This window comes from Xanthomonas vesicatoria ATCC 35937 (genome assembly GCF_001908725.1).
Taxonomy (GTDB): Bacteria; Pseudomonadota; Gammaproteobacteria; order Xanthomonadales; family Xanthomonadaceae; genus Xanthomonas; species Xanthomonas vesicatoria.
In genome coordinates, this window is sequence record NZ_CP018725.1 from 4,932,074 (window position 1) to 4,950,105 (window position 18,032).

Annotated in this window: 19 protein-coding genes and 1 tRNA gene; 11 read left to right on the forward strand and 9 right to left on the reverse strand. The window is 61.9% G+C overall.

The features are described from left to right. Positions 1-93: 93 nt before the first annotated feature. Positions 94-903, forward strand: a complete 810-nt coding sequence (locus BJD12_RS21565; RefSeq protein ID WP_042827864.1) for an FHA domain-containing protein — start codon at positions 94-96, stop codon at positions 901-903. On the opposite strand, the gene msrQ is transcribed toward BJD12_RS21565, so the two are convergent. Both msrQ and msrP read right to left on the reverse strand, forming a co-directional pair. Further along, the gene (msrQ, locus tag BJD12_RS21570) at positions 845-1,501 is read right to left on the reverse strand and encodes a protein-methionine-sulfoxide reductase heme-binding subunit MsrQ (protein WP_005991186.1); all 657 of its coding nucleotides are present in this window, start codon (positions 1,499-1,501) and stop codon (positions 845-847) included. The genes BJD12_RS21565 and msrQ overlap by 59 nt on opposite strands. Before the next feature lie 153 nt (positions 1,502-1,654). Then, positions 1,655-2,623, reverse strand: a complete 969-nt coding sequence (gene msrP / locus BJD12_RS21575) for a protein-methionine-sulfoxide reductase catalytic subunit MsrP (protein WP_005991184.1) — start codon at positions 2,621-2,623, stop codon at positions 1,655-1,657. A gap of 176 nt (positions 2,624-2,799) precedes the next feature. Here msrP and serC point away from each other — a divergent pair, with 176 nt between their 5' ends. The 3 genes from serC to aroA all read left to right on the forward strand — a co-directional run bounded on the left by serC (position 2,800) and on the right by aroA (position 6,614). Further along, entirely contained in the window at positions 2,800-3,885 is a 1,086-nt protein-coding gene (serC, locus tag BJD12_RS21580) for a 3-phosphoserine/phosphohydroxythreonine transaminase (RefSeq protein ID WP_005991182.1), read from the forward strand. 67 nt (positions 3,886-3,952) lie between these two features. Then, a complete protein-coding gene (gene pheA / locus BJD12_RS21585; RefSeq protein WP_005991180.1) occupies positions 3,953-5,188 on the forward strand; it encodes a prephenate dehydratase in 1,236 nt (411 codons plus the stop codon). Between the two features lie 109 nt (positions 5,189-5,297). Beyond that, the gene (gene aroA, locus BJD12_RS21590) at positions 5,298-6,614 is read left to right on the forward strand and encodes a 3-phosphoshikimate 1-carboxyvinyltransferase (protein WP_005991178.1); all 1,317 of its coding nucleotides are present in this window, start codon (positions 5,298-5,300) and stop codon (positions 6,612-6,614) included. On the opposite strand, the gene BJD12_RS21595 is transcribed toward aroA, so the two are convergent. After that, positions 6,598-7,176, reverse strand: a complete 579-nt coding sequence (locus tag BJD12_RS21595) for an energy transducer TonB (RefSeq protein WP_080553063.1) — start codon at positions 7,174-7,176, stop codon at positions 6,598-6,600. The two genes, aroA and BJD12_RS21595, sit on opposite strands and share 17 nt — an antisense overlap. Before the next feature lie 246 nt (positions 7,177-7,422). Next, complete coding sequence (locus BJD12_RS21600) at positions 7,423-8,079, reverse strand: energy transducer TonB (RefSeq protein WP_005991174.1); 657 nt, start codon at positions 8,077-8,079, stop codon at positions 7,423-7,425. Positions 8,080-8,190: 111 nt separating this feature from the next. Here BJD12_RS21600 and serS point away from each other — a divergent pair, with 111 nt between their 5' ends. After that, a complete protein-coding gene (gene serS, locus BJD12_RS21605) occupies positions 8,191-9,471 on the forward strand; it encodes a serine--tRNA ligase (protein WP_005991172.1) in 1,281 nt (426 codons plus the stop codon). Positions 9,472-9,996: 525 nt separating this feature from the next. Here the strand turns inward: serS and BJD12_RS21610 are convergent. Continuing rightward, positions 9,997-10,575: an FMN-dependent NADH-azoreductase gene (locus BJD12_RS21610; RefSeq protein ID WP_042827873.1), complete on the reverse strand. Its 579-nt coding sequence runs from the start codon at positions 10,573-10,575 to the stop codon at positions 9,997-9,999. Between the two features lie 101 nt (positions 10,576-10,676). Here BJD12_RS21610 and BJD12_RS21615 point away from each other — a divergent pair, with 101 nt between their 5' ends. The 4 genes from BJD12_RS21615 to BJD12_RS21630 all read left to right on the forward strand — a co-directional run bounded on the left by BJD12_RS21615 (position 10,677) and on the right by BJD12_RS21630 (position 13,978). Beyond that, the gene (locus BJD12_RS21615; RefSeq protein ID WP_005991168.1) at positions 10,677-11,696 is read left to right on the forward strand and encodes a LysR family transcriptional regulator; all 1,020 of its coding nucleotides are present in this window, start codon (positions 10,677-10,679) and stop codon (positions 11,694-11,696) included. A 253-nt stretch (positions 11,697-11,949) separates the two neighbouring features. Beyond that, positions 11,950-12,039 (forward strand) — tRNA-Ser (locus BJD12_RS21620). An 84-nt stretch (positions 12,040-12,123) separates the two neighbouring features. Continuing rightward, positions 12,124-13,593: a site-specific integrase gene (locus BJD12_RS21625; RefSeq protein ID WP_005991167.1), complete on the forward strand. Its 1,470-nt coding sequence runs from the start codon at positions 12,124-12,126 to the stop codon at positions 13,591-13,593. Positions 13,594-13,678: 85 nt separating this feature from the next. Next, positions 13,679-13,978 carry a hypothetical protein gene (locus BJD12_RS21630; RefSeq protein WP_005991165.1) on the forward strand — a complete coding sequence of 100 codons (300 nt, stop codon included), beginning with the start codon at positions 13,679-13,681 and terminating at the stop codon, positions 13,976-13,978. A gap of 329 nt (positions 13,979-14,307) precedes the next feature. Here BJD12_RS21630 and BJD12_RS25135 read toward each other — a convergent pair whose 3' ends face one another. From BJD12_RS25135 to BJD12_RS21650, 4 genes are all read right to left on the reverse strand, one after another. Further along, on the reverse strand, positions 14,308-14,430 hold the full coding sequence (locus BJD12_RS25135) for a hypothetical protein (protein WP_267475509.1): 123 nt from the start codon (positions 14,428-14,430) through the stop codon (positions 14,308-14,310). Between the two features lie 620 nt (positions 14,431-15,050). Then, on the reverse strand, positions 15,051-15,389 hold the full coding sequence (locus BJD12_RS21640) for a hypothetical protein (RefSeq protein WP_005991162.1): 339 nt from the start codon (positions 15,387-15,389) through the stop codon (positions 15,051-15,053). Continuing rightward, on the reverse strand, positions 15,386-15,700 hold the full coding sequence (locus tag BJD12_RS21645; RefSeq protein ID WP_005991160.1) for a hypothetical protein: 315 nt from the start codon (positions 15,698-15,700) through the stop codon (positions 15,386-15,388). The genes BJD12_RS21640 and BJD12_RS21645 overlap by 4 nt, the downstream gene beginning before the upstream one ends. A 49-nt stretch (positions 15,701-15,749) precedes the next feature. Beyond that, the gene (locus BJD12_RS21650) at positions 15,750-16,502 is read right to left on the reverse strand and encodes a hypothetical protein (protein ID WP_005991158.1); all 753 of its coding nucleotides are present in this window, start codon (positions 16,500-16,502) and stop codon (positions 15,750-15,752) included. Positions 16,503-16,605: 103 nt separating this feature from the next. Between BJD12_RS21650 and BJD12_RS21655 the strand changes: the two genes are divergently transcribed. Together BJD12_RS21655 and BJD12_RS21660 are read left to right on the forward strand one after the other, a co-directional pair. Beyond that, a complete protein-coding gene (locus BJD12_RS21655; protein ID WP_074059468.1) occupies positions 16,606-16,926 on the forward strand; it encodes a helix-turn-helix domain-containing protein in 321 nt (106 codons plus the stop codon). Between the two features lie 300 nt (positions 16,927-17,226). Next, complete coding sequence (locus tag BJD12_RS21660) at positions 17,227-18,024, forward strand: DUF3800 domain-containing protein (protein ID WP_042827861.1); 798 nt, start codon at positions 17,227-17,229, stop codon at positions 18,022-18,024. Positions 18,025-18,032: the final 8 nt, after the last annotated feature.

Consider the following 18,032-nt stretch of genomic DNA (forward strand, 5'->3'; position numbering starts at 1 on the left):
ACATGCACGACATCGACGGCGCGCGCTGCCGGCATTCGATCAAGCGCGACGTTGTTGGCCGCTGGCGTGAGCAAACCTGCTAGTCTGCGGCGGGTGCGCGACCTGCAAGTTCATTTCACTCACCGGCAGCAGCCGGATCATTCCCTCAAGCCCGGCGTCCACCGGATCGTCCGTCATGCCTCCGGCAGCGTACGGGTGGTGGCTGATGCCCAGGGGGCGCTGCTGTTGGCGCAGTTCTGCCTGGACCAACGCGGTCTGTGGCTTCAGGTGGCCAACGGCATCCGCGGCATCCACGTCAACGGGCGCCCGGTGCGCCGCATGGCGCTGCTGCGTCCGGGCGATGCGATCTATGCCGACGGCGTGGAGATGCTGTTGCGCAGTGCGCCCTCCAGCGCACCAGCCAACGATGCGCCGCCAGACGATGCCGGCCTGAGCGAAGTCTGCTTGCTATTACGTGGGCTGGGCGGTCGTCATCACGGGCGCAGCTTCACTCTGGACCGCTCGCGTCTGGTCGGCAGCGACCCGGCATCGGACATCCTCATCGACGATCCGGCCTTCGCTGCACAGCACGCACGCCTGGAGCGTCACGGCGACCGCGTGCTGATGCGCGATCTGGGGTCGGAAGAGGGTAGCTGGATCAATGGCGTGCAGGTGCGCGATGGCTGGCTGCAGGCCGGTGACCAAGTCGTGTTCGATGGCCGCCACCGCTTTGTGGTCGAGGTGCCGCGCATCCATCACGGCACCACCTGGGACATCCTCGATTCAGAGCCGCCACCCCCGCAGCGCGCCACCACCGATCCGGTGCGCGCGCCGATGAAGGTGGCGCGTTGGCCGTGGCTGCTGCTTAGCGCGGTGTTGCTGGCGGCGGCGCTGAGCGCGTTGCTGTGGTTCGGCGCGCGCTGAGTTTTTTCCACACTCGCCAGCCCAGCAGGGCGGTCAGGATGCCGGCATACAGCGCCGGCTCGCGGATATCGGACTTCACCAGCCACCAGAAATGCAGCACTGCCAGCACGCCGATCGGATAGATCAACTGGTGCAGGCGGCCCCAGTTGCGCTTGAGCCGACGCATCCAGCCCTGGGTCGAGGTGATTGCCAACGGCAGCAACAACAGCCATGCCGCAAAGCCCACGGTGATGTAGGGGCGTTTGAGGATCTCTTCGAAGATCTGCGTCCAGAAGCCGCGCAGATCCAGGCTCAGATACACCGCCAGGTGCACGCTGGCGTAGAAAAACGCGTACAGCCCCAGCATGCGGCGGAAGCGGATCAGCACGGCCTGGCCGGTGAGCTGGCGTAGCGGGGTGATCGCCAGCGTGATCAACAGAAAGCGCAGCGCCCACAGCCCGGTGCGATGCTCGATCTCGGCCACCGGGTCGGCGCCGAGCGCATCACTGCCGGTCTGCCACACCTGCCAGAACTGCCAGGCCAGCAGTGCGATCGGCGTCAGTGCGGCGGCATGCACCGCCACCTTGGCGGCAATCAGGGAAGTAGACGTCTTGGCCATGCGATCTCGAAGGGGGAAGCAATGCCGCGCCGACGTGCGACGCGCGCTGGCATGAAACGTAGGAGCGCACCAGAGCACGACGAGCCTTCCGGGTGATGCCCCGTCGCGCCGTGGTGCGCTCCTACGCGGTAGATCACGTTGGGTCTTGCGGGCCTAGAACCACTTCTTCAAGTCCATGCCTGCATACAGCGATGCCACCTGGTCGGCATAGCCGTTGAACGGCTTGGTTGCGATGCGTTCGGCAAACAACTTGCTGGCGGTGCCCGCGATGCGGCGCTCGGTCTTCTGGCTCCAGCGCGGGTGGTCGACCGCCGGATTGACGTTGGAAAAGAACCCGTACTCGGACGGCTGCAGATCGTGCCAGGCAGTCTCCGGCATCTTTTCGACGAAGCGAATTTCCACGATCGACTTGATGCTCTTGAAGCCGTATTTCCACGGTACTACCAGCCGCAACGGCGCACCGTTCTGCTGCGGCAATGGCTTGCCGTACAGGCCGGTGGCCAGCAATGTCAATGGGTGCATCGCTTCATCGATGCGCAAGCCTTCGCGGTAAGGCCAATCGATCGAACGGTAGCGCACGCCTGGCATCTGCTGTGGGTCGGCCAGCGTGGTGAAGGCCACGTACTTGGCCTTGGAGGTCGGCGCAAAGCGCTTGAGCACCTCGCCCAGCGGCACGCCGGTCCATGGGATCACCATCGACCAGCCTTCCACGCACCGCAGCCGGTAAATGCGCTCTTCCGGGGCGATGCCCTTGAGCAATTCGTCCAGCGACAGGCTGCCGGGCTTTTCGCATTCGCCGCTGACCTTCACCGACCATGCCGACAGCTTGAGCGTTTTGGCGGCCTTCGATGGATCGGTCTTGTCGGTGCCGAACTCGTAGAAGTTGTTGTAGCTGGTGACGTCCTCCAGCTTGGTCAGTTCTTCGGCGGTGCGGAAGCCGCTACGGGCCTGCGCCGGCGTCACCACGGTCTTGGGCGGTGGTGGCGGGTCCGCCTCGGCGCATCCGGCAATGCCCAGTGCCGGCGTCAGCGCAAACAGCTGCAGCAGCCGGCGTCGGTCACGGTAGACGGACTCATCGGTGATCTCGCTGGACGGCAGTTTGAAGGCATCGCGAAACGACATGGCAGGCTCCGGCAGTGGCTGCAGCGTGAGAGTAGCCCACCGGGATGAAAGTTCGTCCCGTGGCTGTCACCACGTTACGTGAGGCTCAGTCAAAAGGATGCAGCTGCAACTTTTTTGCCCGCTGCCAAGCCCGATGCGCTGCGGCATACTAGAAGGCTAGCTCGACAAGGTGTGCCATGACACGCGCGTTCAATTTCAGTGCCGGCCCTGCGACATTGCCGGAATCGGTCCTGCGGCAGGCGCAGGCGGAGATGGTCGAGTGGAATGGCGTGGGCGCCTCGATCGTGGAAATCAGCCATCGCAGCGCGGATTTCATGGCCGTGGCGGCCGCGGCAGAAGCCGACCTGCGCAGCTTGTTGTCGATTCCGGACGACTATGCGGTGCTGTTTACCGCCGGTGGCGCCACCACCATCCAGGCGCTGCTGCCGCTGAATTTCGCCGCGCCCGGTCAGGCCGCCGATTATGTGATAAGCGGGCACTGGGGCAAGACCGCGATCAAGCAGGCGGTGCCGTACGTGGATGCACGCATTGCCGCAGACGCGCAGGCAGACGGGTTTATCGACATCCCGCCGGCGGCCAGCTGGACCTTGTCGCCGCACTCGGCCTACGTGCACATCACTGCCAATGAGACCATCCACGGCGTCGAATTTCGCGACACGCCGGACGTCGGTACGCTGCCGCTGTTTGCCGATTTCAGTTCATCGATTGCGTCCGAGCCGCTGGATGTTTCGCGGTATGGATTGATCTACGCCGGTGCGCAAAAGAATCTGGGCCCGGTCGGTATTTCGGTGCTGATCGTGCGTCGCGATCTGCTGGAGCGCGCCGGCCAACCGCGTGCGGACATCTTCAACTACGCCTCGCATGCCGCGCGCGATTCGATGCTCAACACCCCGCCGACCTGGAACTGGTATCTGCTCGGGCTCACCGTGAAGTGGATGCTGGAGCAGGGCGGGGTAGAAGAGTTTGCGCGTCGCAATGCCGAGAAAGCCGCGTTGGTGTACGGCGCCATCGATCGCTCCGGAGGGTTCTATCGCAACCTGATCAAGCCGGCCGTGCGCTCGCGCATGAACATCCCGTTCTTCCTGCCAAGCGAGCAGCTGGACGCGTTGTTCGTCAGCGAATCCAAGGCCGCCGGTCTGTTGGCATTGAAGGGCCACAAGGCCGTCGGTGGCATTCGCGCCTCGCTTTACAACGCCATGCCGGTGGCTGGCGCGCAGGCGCTGGTGGCCTTCATGCATGACTTTCAGCAGCGTCACGGCTGAGTCCTATCTTCGACCGCGGCGCAGGCCGCGCAGGCGCTTGCGCCGTTTCTCAAGGAATGCCCCAGCGATGGCTCCCAAGTCCAACAAACCCGCTGCTGCCAAGGGCAGCAAGACCAGAACAGCGAGCACGTCGGCAGACGCATCGGTGGCCAAGCCGGTTGCCAAGCCCGCGGCCAAGCCCGCGGCCAAGCCGGGCAAGGCCCTCGGCAAGCCGGCTGCTGCCGCGCCGGTGCTGGCCGACGTGCGCGCCAAGATCGACGAGATCGACCGCACCATTCAGGCCTTGATCGCCGAGCGCGCCAACTTTGCCCATCAGGTCGGCAAAGCCAAGGGCAAGCTTGCCGCAGCGGTGGATTACTACCGCCCCGAGCGCGAAGCGCAGGTGCTGCGCATGGTGGTGGACCGCAACGAAGGCCCGCTCAGCGATGAAGTGCTGGTGCACGTGTATCGCGAAATCATGTCGGCCTGCCTGGCCCAGCAGGAGCCGTTGAAGATCGGTTACCTCGGCCCGGAAGGAACCTTCAGCCAGCAGGCCGTGCTCAAGCATTTCGGCCGCTCGGCCGTGGGCCTGCCGATGGCGACCATCGAGGAAGTGTTCCAGGAAGTGGAAGCGGGCAACGCTGATTTCGGCGTGGTACCCGTGGAAAATTCGGGACAGGGCACCATCCAGGTCACGCTGGATATGTTCCTGACCTCCAACCTCAAAATCTGCGGCGAAGTCGAGTTGCGCGTGCATCAATACCTGCTCTCGCGCAACGGCCGGCTGGAAGATATCGAGCGCATCTACGCGCATTCGCAATCCTTCGCACAGACTGCCGGCTGGCTGCGCTCGCACTTGCCCAAGGTGGAAAAGATTGCGGTCTCCAGCAATGCAGAGGGCGCGCGACGCGCCCGCAATGCAGAAGATGCTGCAGCCATCGGCGGCGAGAGCGCCGCGCATGTATATGGCTTGAAGAAAGTCATCATGAAGTCGATCGAGGACGACGACGACAACACCACGCGCTTTTTGGTGATCGGCCGGCAGATATTCCCGTCGTCCGGGCACGACCGTACCTCGGTGCTGGTGTTCATCCACGACAAGCCGGGCGCGCTGTTCGATGTGCTCAGCCCGTTCGCACGGCACGGCATCAGCATGAACCGCATCGAGTCGCGGCCCTCGCATCAAGCCAAGTGGGAATACGGGTTTTTCATCGACCTGGTCGGCCATGTGGAAGACGATGCGATGAAGCAGGCGCTTGCCGAGCTGGAAGCGCATTCGGCACAGATCAAGGTGCTGGGCTCGTATCCGGTGGCGATTCCCTAAGCACTCGGCCAGCCGCCCACCCGGCGCGCCGCCGCTCCGGCGATGACGGCGCTGCCAACTCTTACCAAGCGCATCGCCTGCATGGCCGCGCAGCAATCGGATCATTCGCATGAGCAGCAGCACGCAACATTGGGTCGCGCAGCAAGGCAGCGCATTGCGCGGGACCTTGGCCATTCCCGGCGACAAGTCGGTGTCGCATCGTGCGGTGATGTTTGCCGCACTGGCCGATGGCATTTCGCAGATCGACGGATTTCTCGAAGGCGAAGACACGCGCTCGACCGCGGCCATTTTCGCCAAGCTGGGCGTGCGGATCGATACGCCGTCGGCATCGCAGCGCATCGTACATGGCGTTGGCGTGGACGGCTTGCAGCCGCCTACAGAGGCGCTGGATTGCGGCAACGCCGGTACCGGCATGCGTCTGCTCGCCGGCCTGTTGGCTGCGCAGCGCTTTGACAGCGTGCTGGTCGGCGATGCGTCCTTGTCCAAGCGGCCGATGCGGCGCGTAACCGGCCCGTTGGCGCAGATGGGGGCGAAGATCCTGACCCAGGACGACGGCACGCCGCCCTTGCATGTGCACGGCGGCCAGCCGTTGCACGGCATCGACTTTGTGTCGCAAGTTGCCAGTGCGCAGGTCAAATCCGCAGTGCTGCTGGCAGGTCTGTATGCGCAAGGCGAGACCTCGGTGACCGAACCGCATCCTACGCGCGACTACACCGAGCGCATGTTGTCTGCATTCGGTGTGGAGATCGCGTTCTCGCCGGGCACCGCGCGCTTGCGTGGCGGCCAGCGTTTGCGTGCGACCGACATTGCGGTGCCTGCGGACTTTTCGTCGGCAGCGTTTTTTATCGTCGCTGCCAGCATCATTCCCGATTCGGAAGTGGTGCTGCGCGCGGTGGGCTTGAACCCGCGCCGCACCGGGTTGCTGGCCGCGCTGCGTTTGATGGGCGCGGACATCAGCGAGGAAAACCATGCCGAACACGGCGGCGAACCGGTGGCCGATCTGCGCGTGCGCTACGCGCCATTGCAGGGGGTGCAGATCCCCGAAGCGCTGGTGCCGGACATGATCGACGAGTTCCCCGCCTTGTTCGTCGCCGCTGCGGCCGCGAAGGGCAAAACCGTGGTCACAGGCGCGGCCGAATTGCGGGTCAAGGAATCGGATCGCCTGGCTGCCATGGCCACCGGCCTGCGTACCCTTGGCGTGCAGGTCGATGAAACCCCGGATGGCGCCACGATTCACGGCGGCACCATCGGCGGTGGCGTGATCGAAAGCCATGGCGATCATCGTATTGCGATGGCCTTTGCCATTGCCGGCCAGTGTTCGACCGGCACCGTGCAGGTGAATGACATCGCCAACGTCGCCACTTCGTTCCCTGGCTTCGACACCCTGGCACAGGGCGCCGGTTTTGGGCTCAGCGCTCGGGGCTGAACTCGACTGGCACCTGCACGCTGCTGACCACCGCGTGGCCGTCGCGCGTAGCCGGTTCGAAGCGCCACTGGCGCAGGCTCTCGATCACTGCTGCGTCCAGACGCGGATCGTTACTGCCACTGCGGTCGATGATGCTCACCGCGCGCACCTGACCCTGCATGTCCAGTTGCAGGCGTGCGGTGCGATTGCCCTGAATGCCGGCACGTACCACTTCCGCCGGGTAACTGGGCATTGTATTGCCGGCTAATGGCTTGGCATCCACGCTGCTGATCGCCGCGCGGACCGGTTGATGGGCAATCATGGTCATTGCGCGCGGGCCATCCGCGCTCGGCAGAATCTGCCGGCTCGCGACAGGGGCAGGGTCGGTGTCGGTAGCAAACGACTCGTCGCTGTGCCGCGCCCACCACCACGCCGGGATCACCACCAGCAAGGCCAGCAGCGTCGCCCATAGCCACGGCGAAGCACCGTCATCGTGCGAATCCCGCCTACGGCTCGACGCTGCAGGAGAGGAGCGAGACAGCGACGGCGTGTGGTGGGAAGAAGGATTCGAAATGAAGGACATGGCCGGCCTCCTGGCGCATCTTTGGGATGACACAGCCAGTCTGGGCGGCGCTGCCTGAGGCGCAGCTAAGGCAGAGGCCTGAGGTTGCCGTTACAAGGCTGTATTCATTCAGCTTAGTGATGCGCTGACGGCGCTATGGCAAAACCTGGAGTCCTCCAAGAAGTGCTACGAATGCCTTGTAAAACAGTTGGTTGCACTTGCCTGCGATGACGGCCAGAGTCTGCTTGCCCAGCATCCTGGCTGTGCTTACTGGGCCGGTTTGAACTCGAAGGGGATGTCCAGGCTGCCAGCCACCGGCTGGCCATTTTGCTGGGCCGGGTGAAAACGCCAACGGCGTACCGCTTCCATCGCCGCACGGTCCAGATCGCGTGAGCCGCTGCGCTGAACCAGGGTCACGCCGCCCGGATGACCGGTCGCATCCACATCCACGCGCACGACCACATCGCCCGCATCGCCGCGCCGCAGTGCCGCCGACGGGTAACGCGGCGGTGGCATCTGGCCCTGCACGGGCACCGGGCGGTTGCCGCCTGCCACTGGCGCATTGGACGGCGCCGAGGTGTCTGGCGCGCCGGGAACGGCGTTTTCCGGCAACGGAGCCGGTGCTGGTGGTGCCGTCTCCACCAGGGTCGGCGTTTCTGCCGGCGGCTTGGCCTGCGGCATATCGCTGGCGCCGTCCTGGGCGGGCAGCGGCGCCGGCAGCGGTTGAATGGCATCGTCGGCGGCCGGCGTGCCAGCCGTCGGCTGTGTCGGGGATGCCTTGTAAAAATTGTCCTTGCGGCCGGTGGCCCACACCAGCAGGAACAGCAACAGGCCGGCGCCGAAGGCGATACCGGCAATTTTCAGGGTGTGGCGGGGCAGACGCAGGACGATCTGACGATCGGATGCAGGGCGGGGCGCGGGCATAGGGCTCACCTGAAGGATCGCGGTAATTCTGGCATAGCCCCGGTGAATCGATCGCAGCAGGTGGCGGAACAGGCGATAATCTTGTGCTTCCTACCGACACACAGACTTCCGATGCTAGATCCGGCCCTGCTTCGCCAACATCCCGCCGACCTTGCCGAGCGCCTGCGCAGCACGCGCAGTTTCTCCCTGGACACTGCGGAACTGGAGTCGCTGGAGAGCGAGCGCAAGCGGATCCAGGTGCGCACGCAGGAACTGCAGAGCATGCGCAATTCCAAGTCCAAGGCGATCGGGCAAGCCAAGGCCAAGGGCGAGGATGTGGCCGCGCTGATGGCAGAGGTAGCCGGTTTCGGCGATGAGCTCAAGGCGTCGGAAGACGCACTGGACGTGATCCGCGCCAAGCTGGAAACCATCGCGCTAGGCCTGCCCAATCTGCCGGCCGCCGATGTGCCGCTGGGCAAGGACGAGAGCGAGAACGTCGAACAGTCGCGCTGGGGCACGCCGCGCAGTTTCGATTTCTCGGTCAAGGATCATGTGGAACTCGGCGCGCCGCACGGCTGGCTGGATGGCGAAACCGCCGCCAAGTTGTCGGGCGCACGTTTCACCGTATTGCGCGGGCCGATCGCACGCCTGCATCGCGCGCTGGCGCAGTTCATGCTCGACCTGCATGTCGGCGAGCATGGCTACGAAGAAACCAATGTGCCGCTGCTGGTCAATGCCGAGTCGATGCGCGGCACCGGGCAGCTACCGAAGTTCGAAGACGATTTGTTCCAGACCGAAGTGGGTGAATCACGCCGCTATCTCATCCCCACCTCCGAAGTGCCGTTGACCAACATCGTGCGCGACGAGATCGTCGATGCCGAGCGCCTGCCGCTGCGCATGACCGCGCATTCAATGTGTTTCCGTGCCGAAGCCGGCAGCGGGGGTCGCGACACGCGCGGCATGATCCGCCAGCACCAGTTCGAGAAAGTGGAACTGGTCACCGCCTGCGCGCCGGACGACAGCGATGCCGAGCATCAGCGCATGACGCGCTGTGCCGAGGTGGTATTGGAGCGACTCGGCCTGCCGTATCGCAAGGTGCTGCTGTGCACCGGCGACATGGGCTTCGCGGCGATCAAGACCTACGACCTGGAAGTCTGGCTGCCTTCGCAGAACACCTATCGCGAGATTTCGTCCTGCTCCAACTGCGGCGATTTCCAGGCGCGGCGCATGCAGGCGCGCTGGCGCAACCCGGCCAGCGGCAAGCCGGAACTGCTGCACTCGCTCAACGGCTCCGGCACTGCCGTGGGCCGCGCCATGATTGCGGTGATGGAGAATTACCAGAACGCCGACGGCTCGATCGATGTGCCGCAGGTGCTGCGCCCGTACATGGGCGGTCTGGAGCGCATTGGCTGAAACGCCTGCTTCGGGCGTGCGGCAGCTGTTGACGGATCGATGCACATAGCTCGGTGTCGCACGATTGGGCAATCGCGCTGCACTTGTAGGCCGAGTCCGGTTTTTGATCCTGCCGTGCGTGCAGCACATAACGCGGCCGGACGACCGAAGGGGTGCCGGGACCGCGCCAGGTGCCCGAGCCCTGACGGACTGCCTAGCGCTGCCTTCGATGCTCGAGGGGCAGTCGCGTCCAGAAAAAATAAAAAACGTCAAAGACGGGACCATCACTGGTCCCGTCTTTATGCAGGCAGTAATGCGCCGCCACAGGCTGCCGAGATTTACGGCAACGCGCAAGGCGCTAAGCGTGCGAGGCAACACTGCCAGCGCGGTGCGCCCGCCCGCCGTCACCGCGCATTAGCAGGACCACATCTTGCGCGGCGTGCCGTGCTGGAAAGGTGCCGCGTAGAGTGACCGGTCTATCGGGAATCGGCTTTTACAAATCCCCAATGCCGATTCTCCAATCCCAGCCGCGCCAGGGCTGCGCCCTCAGGCTGCAGCTTCCGCTGGCTGCTGCAGCTCGGCCAACGCCTGCGCAAGCGCATTGCTCCGATGTTCTGGCGAATACGCCACGCCTTCGGCGCGCACGAAGGTGATGTCCTCGATGCCCAAAAAGCCGAACAACTGGCGCAGATACGGTTCCTGAAAGTCGTTGCTCCGGTCGGGATAGATGCCGCCGCGCGCGCTGGCGATGATGATGCGCTTTCCGCCGGCCAGGCCTTCCGGACCGGTTGCGGTGTAGCGGAAGGTGCGCCCGGCAACCGCAATGCGGTCGATCCACGCCTTGAGCGTGGAAGGAATCGCGAAGTTGTACATCGGCGCCCCGATCACGATGACGTCGGCTTCCAGAAACTGCTGCATCGCCTGTTCGGCCGCCGCAGCCTCGGTTGCATCGGCCTGCGCCAGCGAGCGCCCGGTGAGGTGCGGTAGCGGCTCCTGGTCCAAATCGCGATAGGTCACTTGCAGTTGCGGGTGTAGCAGGCGCTGCTGGGCGACGGCGGCGGCACTCAGTTCGCGGCTGATGGAATTGGCGCCCAGGGCGCTGGAATCGAGATGGAGCAGCTTCATGGCGAACATCTATGGGCAAGCGGCAACCCCGCGGAGGGGCGCAGATTAGGTCGTTGCCCTGTTGGGATAAAGGTGGTTAAATATCACTTATCGTTCTATCCATGGATACCTGCGCCATGCACGACCTGAATGACCTGTACTACTTTGCGATGGTGGTGGACCACGGCGGCTTTGCGGCTGCCGAGCGTGCTTTGGGGATTCCCAAGTCGCGCCTGAGCCGCCGTATCAGCCAACTGGAAACCGACCTGGGCGTGCGCTTGCTGCAGCGCTCCACGCGGCGCTTCGCCGTCACGGACGTCGGCACCAGCGTGCACCGGCATGCCCAGACCATGCTGGCCGAGGCCCAGGCCGCGCGCGAGGTGGTGGATCGTCTTAGCGCGGAGCCACGCGGTCTTGTCCGTGTGAGCGTTCCTGTCTCGCTCGCGCAGATCCAGCTGCCCAAGTTGCTGCCCGAATTTCTGGCCAAGTACCCGAAGGTGCGGCTGCAGCTCAACATCAGCAACCGCCGCGTCGACGTCATCAACGAGGGCTACGACATCGCGCTACGCGTGCGGTCGCGCCTGGACGACGACGGCAGCCTGGTGATGCGCAGCTTCGGTCAGGTGCAGGAATTGCTGGTCGCCAGCCCCAAGTATCTGGACCGCGCCGGCCGCCCGAAAGACCCGAGCGAGCTGGCCAACCACACCACCATGAGCACCAGCGAGGACGAAGCGCATCAGCGCTGGGAACTGCACGGTCCCAACGGCGAAATGCGCCGTGTGGACCTGCAGCCGCGTCTGGCCGGTTTCGATTTCCCGCTGCTGCAATCCATGGCGCGCGACGGCTTCGGCATCACCATGCTGCCGGAAACGGTCTGCGCCGAAGCGGTGCGTAGCGGCGAATTGGAAGTGGTGTTGCCGCACTGGTCGCTGCCGCAGGGCATCTGCCATGCCGTGTTCGCCTCACGTCGCGGTCTGCTGCCGGCGGTGCGCGTGTTCATCGACTTCCTGGCCGAACACCTACCGCAGGAAATCGAACGCTCGCGCCTGGATTGCGGCGGCAACTGCGCCGAGCTGGCTGAGAAGCTCAAGCGCGCGGCTGGTGCCGCCAACGCTCCGCGTCTGGTGGCCGAAGCAGGCTGAGCGATGTATCGCTGAGTTGGTCGGTGCCGCTCATTGCACGGGGGGTAACTTGTCTTCCCGCAAGCCGGGCGCATGAGGCAAGCGTTGCCGCTTAGCAAATCACCCCCGGGCATGCGAGAATGCGCGCCCGGGAGCGGTCCCGGGACTGGAAGAACCGCACTAGATGACCGTGCGGCTCTGTCAGACACCACCTGCGCAATGCGGATCGCCCAAGTGATGGCCGATGCTTTCGGCGTTCATGCGCAGCATCATCGGAGAGATGGCCGAGCGGTTTAAGGCACCGGTCTTGAAAACCGGCGAAGGGTCAAACCTTCCGTGGGTTCGAATCCCACTCTCTCCGCCAATCGATTCCAAGTCATTGATTTTAAATGTAAAAATCTGATCTGGTTCGATTGGAAGGCAGGAAGCATGCAGAGGAAACACTCGCATGCGCATCCCTCATCATTTGAGCCGGTCGTCCACTGGCCGCTGGTCGTTCGTCCAGCGTGTGCCCATCGATTTGCAAACCGTGATGGGCTGCCGGCTTATCAAACGCACCCTGCAAACGAAGGACTTGCCGCAGGCTCACGTGCGTGCGGTGGTGCTTGGAGCGGGCTATGCTCGGCTCTTCGCACAGTTGAAGGATCAACGCGTGGCCAAGCTGAGCAAGACGGACGCTGACCTGCTCATCGCTCGCCTGACGAGCGCCGAGAACCTTCAGGAACTGACGCTCAACCGCACCCGCCAACCGGATGGGACGGTGATCGAACAGTGGCAGATCGACAGCCCAAAAGACCTGAAGTTATATCGACAGTTGATGGAGCTGGAAGCAAGGGCTGGGGCAACCGTCCAAGCATCGCGGCTCCCGGTGGCGGCCTTCAACGCATTCGGATCTACGCACCTGGCCAGCCCAGTTCGGCACTCACCTGCGCCGGCCATCGAGACGATGACGCTGGGAAAGGCCCGAGACGCGTTCCTTGCTACCCTCAAGGGCTCGACGCTGCCCAAGACCTACACGATCAAAAAAACGGCCATCGAGGCGCTGGTGGCATTCTTGGGCTCGAAGGCAAAGGTCCATGCCATCACCCGCTCCGATCTGGCGCGGTGGTATCAAGACATGCGCGAGAAGGGCGCTTCCACGCCAACGCTCACGAACAAGCAGAGCTACATCGGTGGCAAGGGTGGCTTCTTCGAGTGGGCCATGGCGTCGGGGTATTATCCCCGTGGCGACAACCCGGCCAGCGGTCATGTCAGTTATTCCCAGCGTGAGAAGCGGGCCCGAAAGAAGCTGGGGTTCAAAGCCTACGACAGGGCCCAGATCCAAGCCCTGTTTGCCCCGGAGGCGCTTGCAAAGCTGTCCGAGTCGACCCGCTGGGCCTCCCTCTTGGGACTCTATACGGGGGCGAGGGCGTCAGAGGTCGGCCAGTTGCTGGTCCGAGACGTGTTCGAGGAGGACGGCATTCCGTGCGTCCGTATCTCAGACGAAGGCGAGCACCAAAAAGTGAAAACGGAAGTGAGCCTTCGGACGGTGCCCCTCCATCTTGAACTCCTCAAGATGGGCTTCCTGGGTTGGGTCGATGGCAAGCGCAAGGCTGGTGAAACGAGGTTGTTCCCGGCTGCCAAGGCCACTGCGGTTAACGGGCAGGGGAACTGGATCACCAAGGCGTTTAGTCGCCACCTTGCCGAAGTGGGGCAGGGATGGGAGCCGGCCAAGCGCGGTTTCCACTCGCTTCGTAAGACTTTCATTCAAGAATTACAGGGCGCGGGAGTGGTATCAGAACTGCGTGCGCAGATTGTTGGTCATGAGCTCGATGATGAGCACCATTCGACCTACAGCCGGGAGTTTAGTCCAAGAGAAAAGCTTAATGGTCTGAGCCGAACATCCCCCGGTTTGGCAGTCCTGACATTCATCATATGACACTGCATGATGTAGCCGCATATCTACTGTCTTGAGTAGTAACTATTGACGTTTCAATGACCGCCACAACGCGAGAGGATTCAACATGGCTGTTAACAAGCACGGTCAGGACGATGCAGCGATTCCGGCGCTGGTAAGGATCAAGTCTGTTCTCGGACAGCTCGATAAGTACAGCATGGAGGGTGTTGACTGGGAGGCTCTTGTGGCTGCCCTCGAAGCTGCCCAGGAGCTCGGGTGTGCCAGCGCGGACGAAGTGACAAGGGCTAAGAAAAAGGCGCTGGAAAGAGATTCTTTGATCAGAATATCAAAATGCGTGGATGGAAAGTGGTCGGGAGGGGCTGGCACGCCCTATAAAACTCCGGCGAGGACTGGGGGCGAGTCATGACGAACCCTTCATGGTGGGATCGCGCAAAAGCAAAGTCGAGGTTGGTTCTGAACAACCAGATTAAAGCCCATCCTGGGCGAGATCTTGTGCTCTTGGTTCTTGCGGTGATCTCCGCTTTTTCATGCGCAATCTCTGTGTATCTCGTTTATCAGGCGAAAACACTTGGCTCCTCCCCGTCAATATATCTTGCGATCCTGTCTTTCGGTCTGACTGGAACTCAGGCGTTTGTTGGAGCCTGTCGAAGCCTGAAGCTTCACTTTTTATGGGTCATGATCGCAGCTAGTGCTTCTATCGGCCTAACTGTGTTTGGGCTTTGGGGGGATGGCACGCTATTTAATTAAGTCAATCAGTCCTGCAGCACCTATCGCTGCGAAGAAAAATATTCCTAACAATGCCGCGCCCAAGAAGGCGTAGTAGCTCTTAGTTTCTTCTGTATTTTTTTTGTCTTTCACGTCAGTGTTCTCATAAGCGGGAACACCTTTTAGCACAGATATTTGGGGAGTCAAATTGATTGACTCAGCAGGGCCGTCCTTTGGTCATAATGGAAAACGCGTCAGACGTAATAGTAGTCTAGTTAGCCTTTTCTGCATAACTTGCTTCCTCTCTAAGTTCCACCCCTAAGTGTCGCGATTGGTGAGACTTGGAGGTGGCCTAATCGATGCTCCTACCAGTGGAGGTGCGGCAATGAAAGACGGCATTTACCATGTTCGTTTCTCGTCGAACATGCAGGGAGTGGGCGAGGGTCTCGCCGTGTTCAAAGGAGAGGGTGTCCAATGGCGGCGACTCCGGCTACACGTATTCAGGATCTAAGCAGGGCGACCACGCCGGGTTTACGGCCAAGCTCATCATCAAATGCTGGGCCCCGGGCTCTGAATCCGTGTTTGGCGGGCTCGACCAGTTCGAGCTTGAATTCTGGGGTAATGCAACGGCAGCGGGCTTTTTCTGCCAAGGGCAGCATCGTTGGGCGCTCTGACGCCACTTTAGTAGTGGACGGGGGCTACTTAGCTCCGGCGGCCTAAGCATCAGAAACGAGAAGGCCCCAGCTGGGGACCTTCTTTGATCCGGCGATTACTTAGGATTGAGTCAGTTGCGCGTAAAGCACAAAGAGAAACATCGGCAGCCCGCTCAGGACAGCGAAGGCCCCAAATGCGCCCATCACGGTGAGGATGGTCATGGCCCACCACTGCCACCAGGCGAAACCTTTGTCCCGCGCTTGGGCCACGCGGGCCTCTGCCGGGTAGAGGCGAGCCGCCTTCCGGTTTCCGCGTTGGGCCATCACTGGCCCAACAATGAACCCAAAAGGTCCCAGGAGGAGCAATGTCCCCGAATACCACCAGAAAAATCGGTCTCGTGGTGTCATGAGCTTGCGCCGGGCGTGCACCGGCGGGTCAAGCAGAGGAGGCGCGCTCATTTAGAGTAGGCCCTCCAGGCGCCGTCGCTCTTGGCGTAGCGCAGGTTCTTGCTCACGGGAATCGGCACCTGCCGGCCCTCGATGTTGAGCACGGCCTGGCCGCGCGTGTCGCACCGGTATCCGTCTGCGCCTTCCGCTTTCACGCAGCCCGAGAGCTGGAAGCTTTGAACGTCGGTGACTTGGCCGGCACCGCTGTCTTTCAGCAATCGGACGAACGCCTCTTTGGCATTATCAGATGAGGGCTTGCCGCCGCAGGCGGTGAGGCCCAAGGCCATGGTCAACGCGACCAGACCAATCCATGCGTTTTTCATGTCGTTCCTTTGCTGGGTAGAAAGGGAGGAGGTGAGGGCGAGCGGGCTCTTACTTGTCGCGGTTCCCGTCGGGCCTGAAGCCAGCGATCCAGAGCCTGGTGTCCTTGAAGGGCGTCAGCATTCCCGAGGGGCCTGGGTGCAGGTCCGCGGTCTGGAGGAATCCCGAGACCCAGGCGACGCGCAGCGACACGTCCACGGCGCGGTCAGCAACCCTTGGCCGGCTGACGTTGACGACAAAGGGCTGGGCCGGAGGGTTGGGCCCCGTGGAGCGCTGTGCGCCCGTGTTGGGCTTGCTGGAAGGCACGCGGACGCTGTTGAGGGTATCCCTGCCTCTCCACAGAGCCGAGGTGTTGAGCTCCGCGGTCTCGCCCAAGTCATCGGTCTCGGTCAGCGGGGCATCGAAGCAGGTCCGGAAGGTCTCCGTGGTCGAGGCCGTGGGGCTGGTCCAGATGCGGGCCTCCGCCGTCCAGCAGGGCAGGGAGGCGCCCCACTCGGTGAAGGTCAACGCGACTCGGGGCCAGTCAAGGTTCCCGAGCTGGGCCTGCTGGTGGTTGTCGCCTTTGAAGAGGTTGGGCAGCTTCCCGGCGCCGCTGATGGGCGTATAGATCGAGTTATTTCCCTGACCGCTGGCCTTGCCAGCGACCTGCGGCTTGATGCCCACCATCTGCTTCCCTGAGTCAGCCAAGCTCTTTCCGAGCTGACGGAAAAAGCCGGGCTTCTGTTCTTCTGCATCTTGGGCCTGAGCGACGCCGGCCACGGTCAATGCGAGCAGGGCGGCGCCTGCAATCCTTGCGATCTTCATGAAATCCCCGTCTGTTGGTGAGGGTGCTACATTTCATGAAGAGTCTGCCATGCAGTGGAGGAGCAAGTCATGCTGTCCGGCCAACTTTTCAACATCCGTTCACGTGCCGAAGGCTTCACCCCGAGCTCTCTTTGCTGCCCGCCTGAAACAGGCTCGGGAACTGCAAGGCATCCCAAGCCAGCGAGCGTTGGGGGTGCTGATGGGGCTCGATAAGAAGTTGGCCAGTAGCCGGGTCAATCGCTACGAGAACGAGACCAGTGGCATCGACTTGGATGGGCTGGGGAAGCTGGCCGACACGTTGGGGGTGCCGATGGCCTATCTGGTCGCCGAAGACGACGCCACGGCGGCAGTCGTTTTAGCCCTGTCCGAACTGTCCGTAGAGGACAGGGCCGCGCTGGCAAAGAAGATTGTTCATGGTCTGTAAAATGATGGCTGATAGCTTTCACGTCTTGAAAGTGGCTGTGGCCTGGTGTTGACAAGGAGTTGATATGGCTGTAGCATTAGATCTGGAAGCGCAGCAATGCGCTCCAATTCCGAGGCCCAGCAGGACTCCTGCTGGGCTTTCGTGTATCTGACTACCACAAATTTCCATGCTGTTGCGTCTAGGTGTTGACATGCAATGCTCACGCAGCTAGCATCAAATCCGGAAGCGCAGAAATGCGCTCCACTTCCGAGGCCCAGCAGGATTCCTGCTGGGCTTTCGTGTTTCTGACAAGGAGGCAGGATGCATTACCTAGTCTATTTGGATGAATTCGGTCACATCGGTCCATACGTTGGGCCTAATGATCCCAAGTACAGCACTCATCCAGCTTTTGGGGTGGCAGGGTTAGAATTGCCCGCCGATAAAGTTCGTGCTTTTACCTCTTTCTTTTTTACTCTAAAAAATAAATTGCTCGCTTACGAGGTGCAGAAGTCGGGAAAACATCCCGCGCACTGGGAAAAGAAGGGCGGCTCACTTTTTACGCTTACCAATGTCGAAAAATATCGTGAGTTGAGAGCTGCGACTTATAGGATTTTTAACAGAATTAAGCAGGATGGCGGCTTCATTTTCTATGTTGGTATCGAAAAGGATCAGTCGCCGGATACCTCTAATGCGAAAGGCCTTTATAAAGCTGTTATGCATGAAGCGATTAAGCGCCTAGACTCTGAGTTTAGGGGTCAAAAATCGCAGTTCATGATCCTTCTCGACCAGCAGGATGATATGCAGCAGGCCGGTTCGTCCACGAGCATGAGGCACGAAATCGTATGCAGCGCGGCTTTGTCGATGTTCGGTGCTGAGAAGAGGCGAACCTTGATAGAGCCGCCTATGCAGGCAGAAAGTCATCTCTATCAGTCTTTGCAATGTGCTGATTGGATTTGCGGACTTGTTGGTAGACTTGTTCGCTATGAGATCGAGCCTAATGTTGTGCCAAAGCATCTTGCCTTTGAGAAATATTTTGCAGCTCGATTACGCCAGGTCTCGCGGCGCTCGTCTATACGTAAAAAGCCACAGATAGTTCCTGCCGATCTTCTAGAAGATTAATGGGTATC

What these genes read in the sequence shown, in the direction of transcription:
- msrQ (WP_005991186.1), bottom strand. Translation starts at nt 1,501, where the DNA reads ATGGCCAAGACGTCTACTTCCCTGATTGCCGCCAAGGTGGCGGTGCAT.
- msrP (WP_005991184.1), bottom strand. Translation starts at nt 2,623, where the DNA reads ATGTCGTTTCGCGATGCCTTCAAACTGCCGTCCAGCGAGATCACCGAT.
- serC (WP_005991182.1), top strand. Translation starts at nt 2,800, where the DNA reads ATGACACGCGCGTTCAATTTCAGTGCCGGCCCTGCGACATTGCCGGAA.
- pheA (WP_005991180.1), top strand. Translation starts at nt 3,953, where the DNA reads ATGGCTCCCAAGTCCAACAAACCCGCTGCTGCCAAGGGCAGCAAGACC.
- aroA (WP_005991178.1), top strand. Translation starts at nt 5,298, where the DNA reads ATGAGCAGCAGCACGCAACATTGGGTCGCGCAGCAAGGCAGCGCATTG.
- BJD12_RS21595 (WP_080553063.1), bottom strand. Translation starts at nt 7,176, where the DNA reads ATGTCCTTCATTTCGAATCCTTCTTCCCACCACACGCCGTCGCTGTCT.
- BJD12_RS21600 (WP_005991174.1), bottom strand. Translation starts at nt 8,079, where the DNA reads ATGCCCGCGCCCCGCCCTGCATCCGATCGTCAGATCGTCCTGCGTCTG.
- serS (WP_005991172.1), top strand. Translation starts at nt 8,191, where the DNA reads ATGCTAGATCCGGCCCTGCTTCGCCAACATCCCGCCGACCTTGCCGAG.
- BJD12_RS21610 (WP_042827873.1), bottom strand. Translation starts at nt 10,575, where the DNA reads ATGAAGCTGCTCCATCTCGATTCCAGCGCCCTGGGCGCCAATTCCATC.
- BJD12_RS21615 (WP_005991168.1), top strand. Translation starts at nt 10,677, where the DNA reads ATGGATACCTGCGCCATGCACGACCTGAATGACCTGTACTACTTTGCG.
- BJD12_RS21625 (WP_005991167.1), top strand. Translation starts at nt 12,124, where the DNA reads ATGCGCATCCCTCATCATTTGAGCCGGTCGTCCACTGGCCGCTGGTCG.
- BJD12_RS21630 (WP_005991165.1), top strand. Translation starts at nt 13,679, where the DNA reads ATGGCTGTTAACAAGCACGGTCAGGACGATGCAGCGATTCCGGCGCTG.
- BJD12_RS21640 (WP_005991162.1), bottom strand. Translation starts at nt 15,389, where the DNA reads ATGAGCGCGCCTCCTCTGCTTGACCCGCCGGTGCACGCCCGGCGCAAG.
- BJD12_RS21645 (WP_005991160.1), bottom strand. Translation starts at nt 15,700, where the DNA reads ATGAAAAACGCATGGATTGGTCTGGTCGCGTTGACCATGGCCTTGGGC.
- BJD12_RS21650 (WP_005991158.1), bottom strand. Translation starts at nt 16,502, where the DNA reads ATGAAGATCGCAAGGATTGCAGGCGCCGCCCTGCTCGCATTGACCGTG.
- BJD12_RS21660 (WP_042827861.1), top strand. Translation starts at nt 17,227, where the DNA reads ATGCATTACCTAGTCTATTTGGATGAATTCGGTCACATCGGTCCATAC.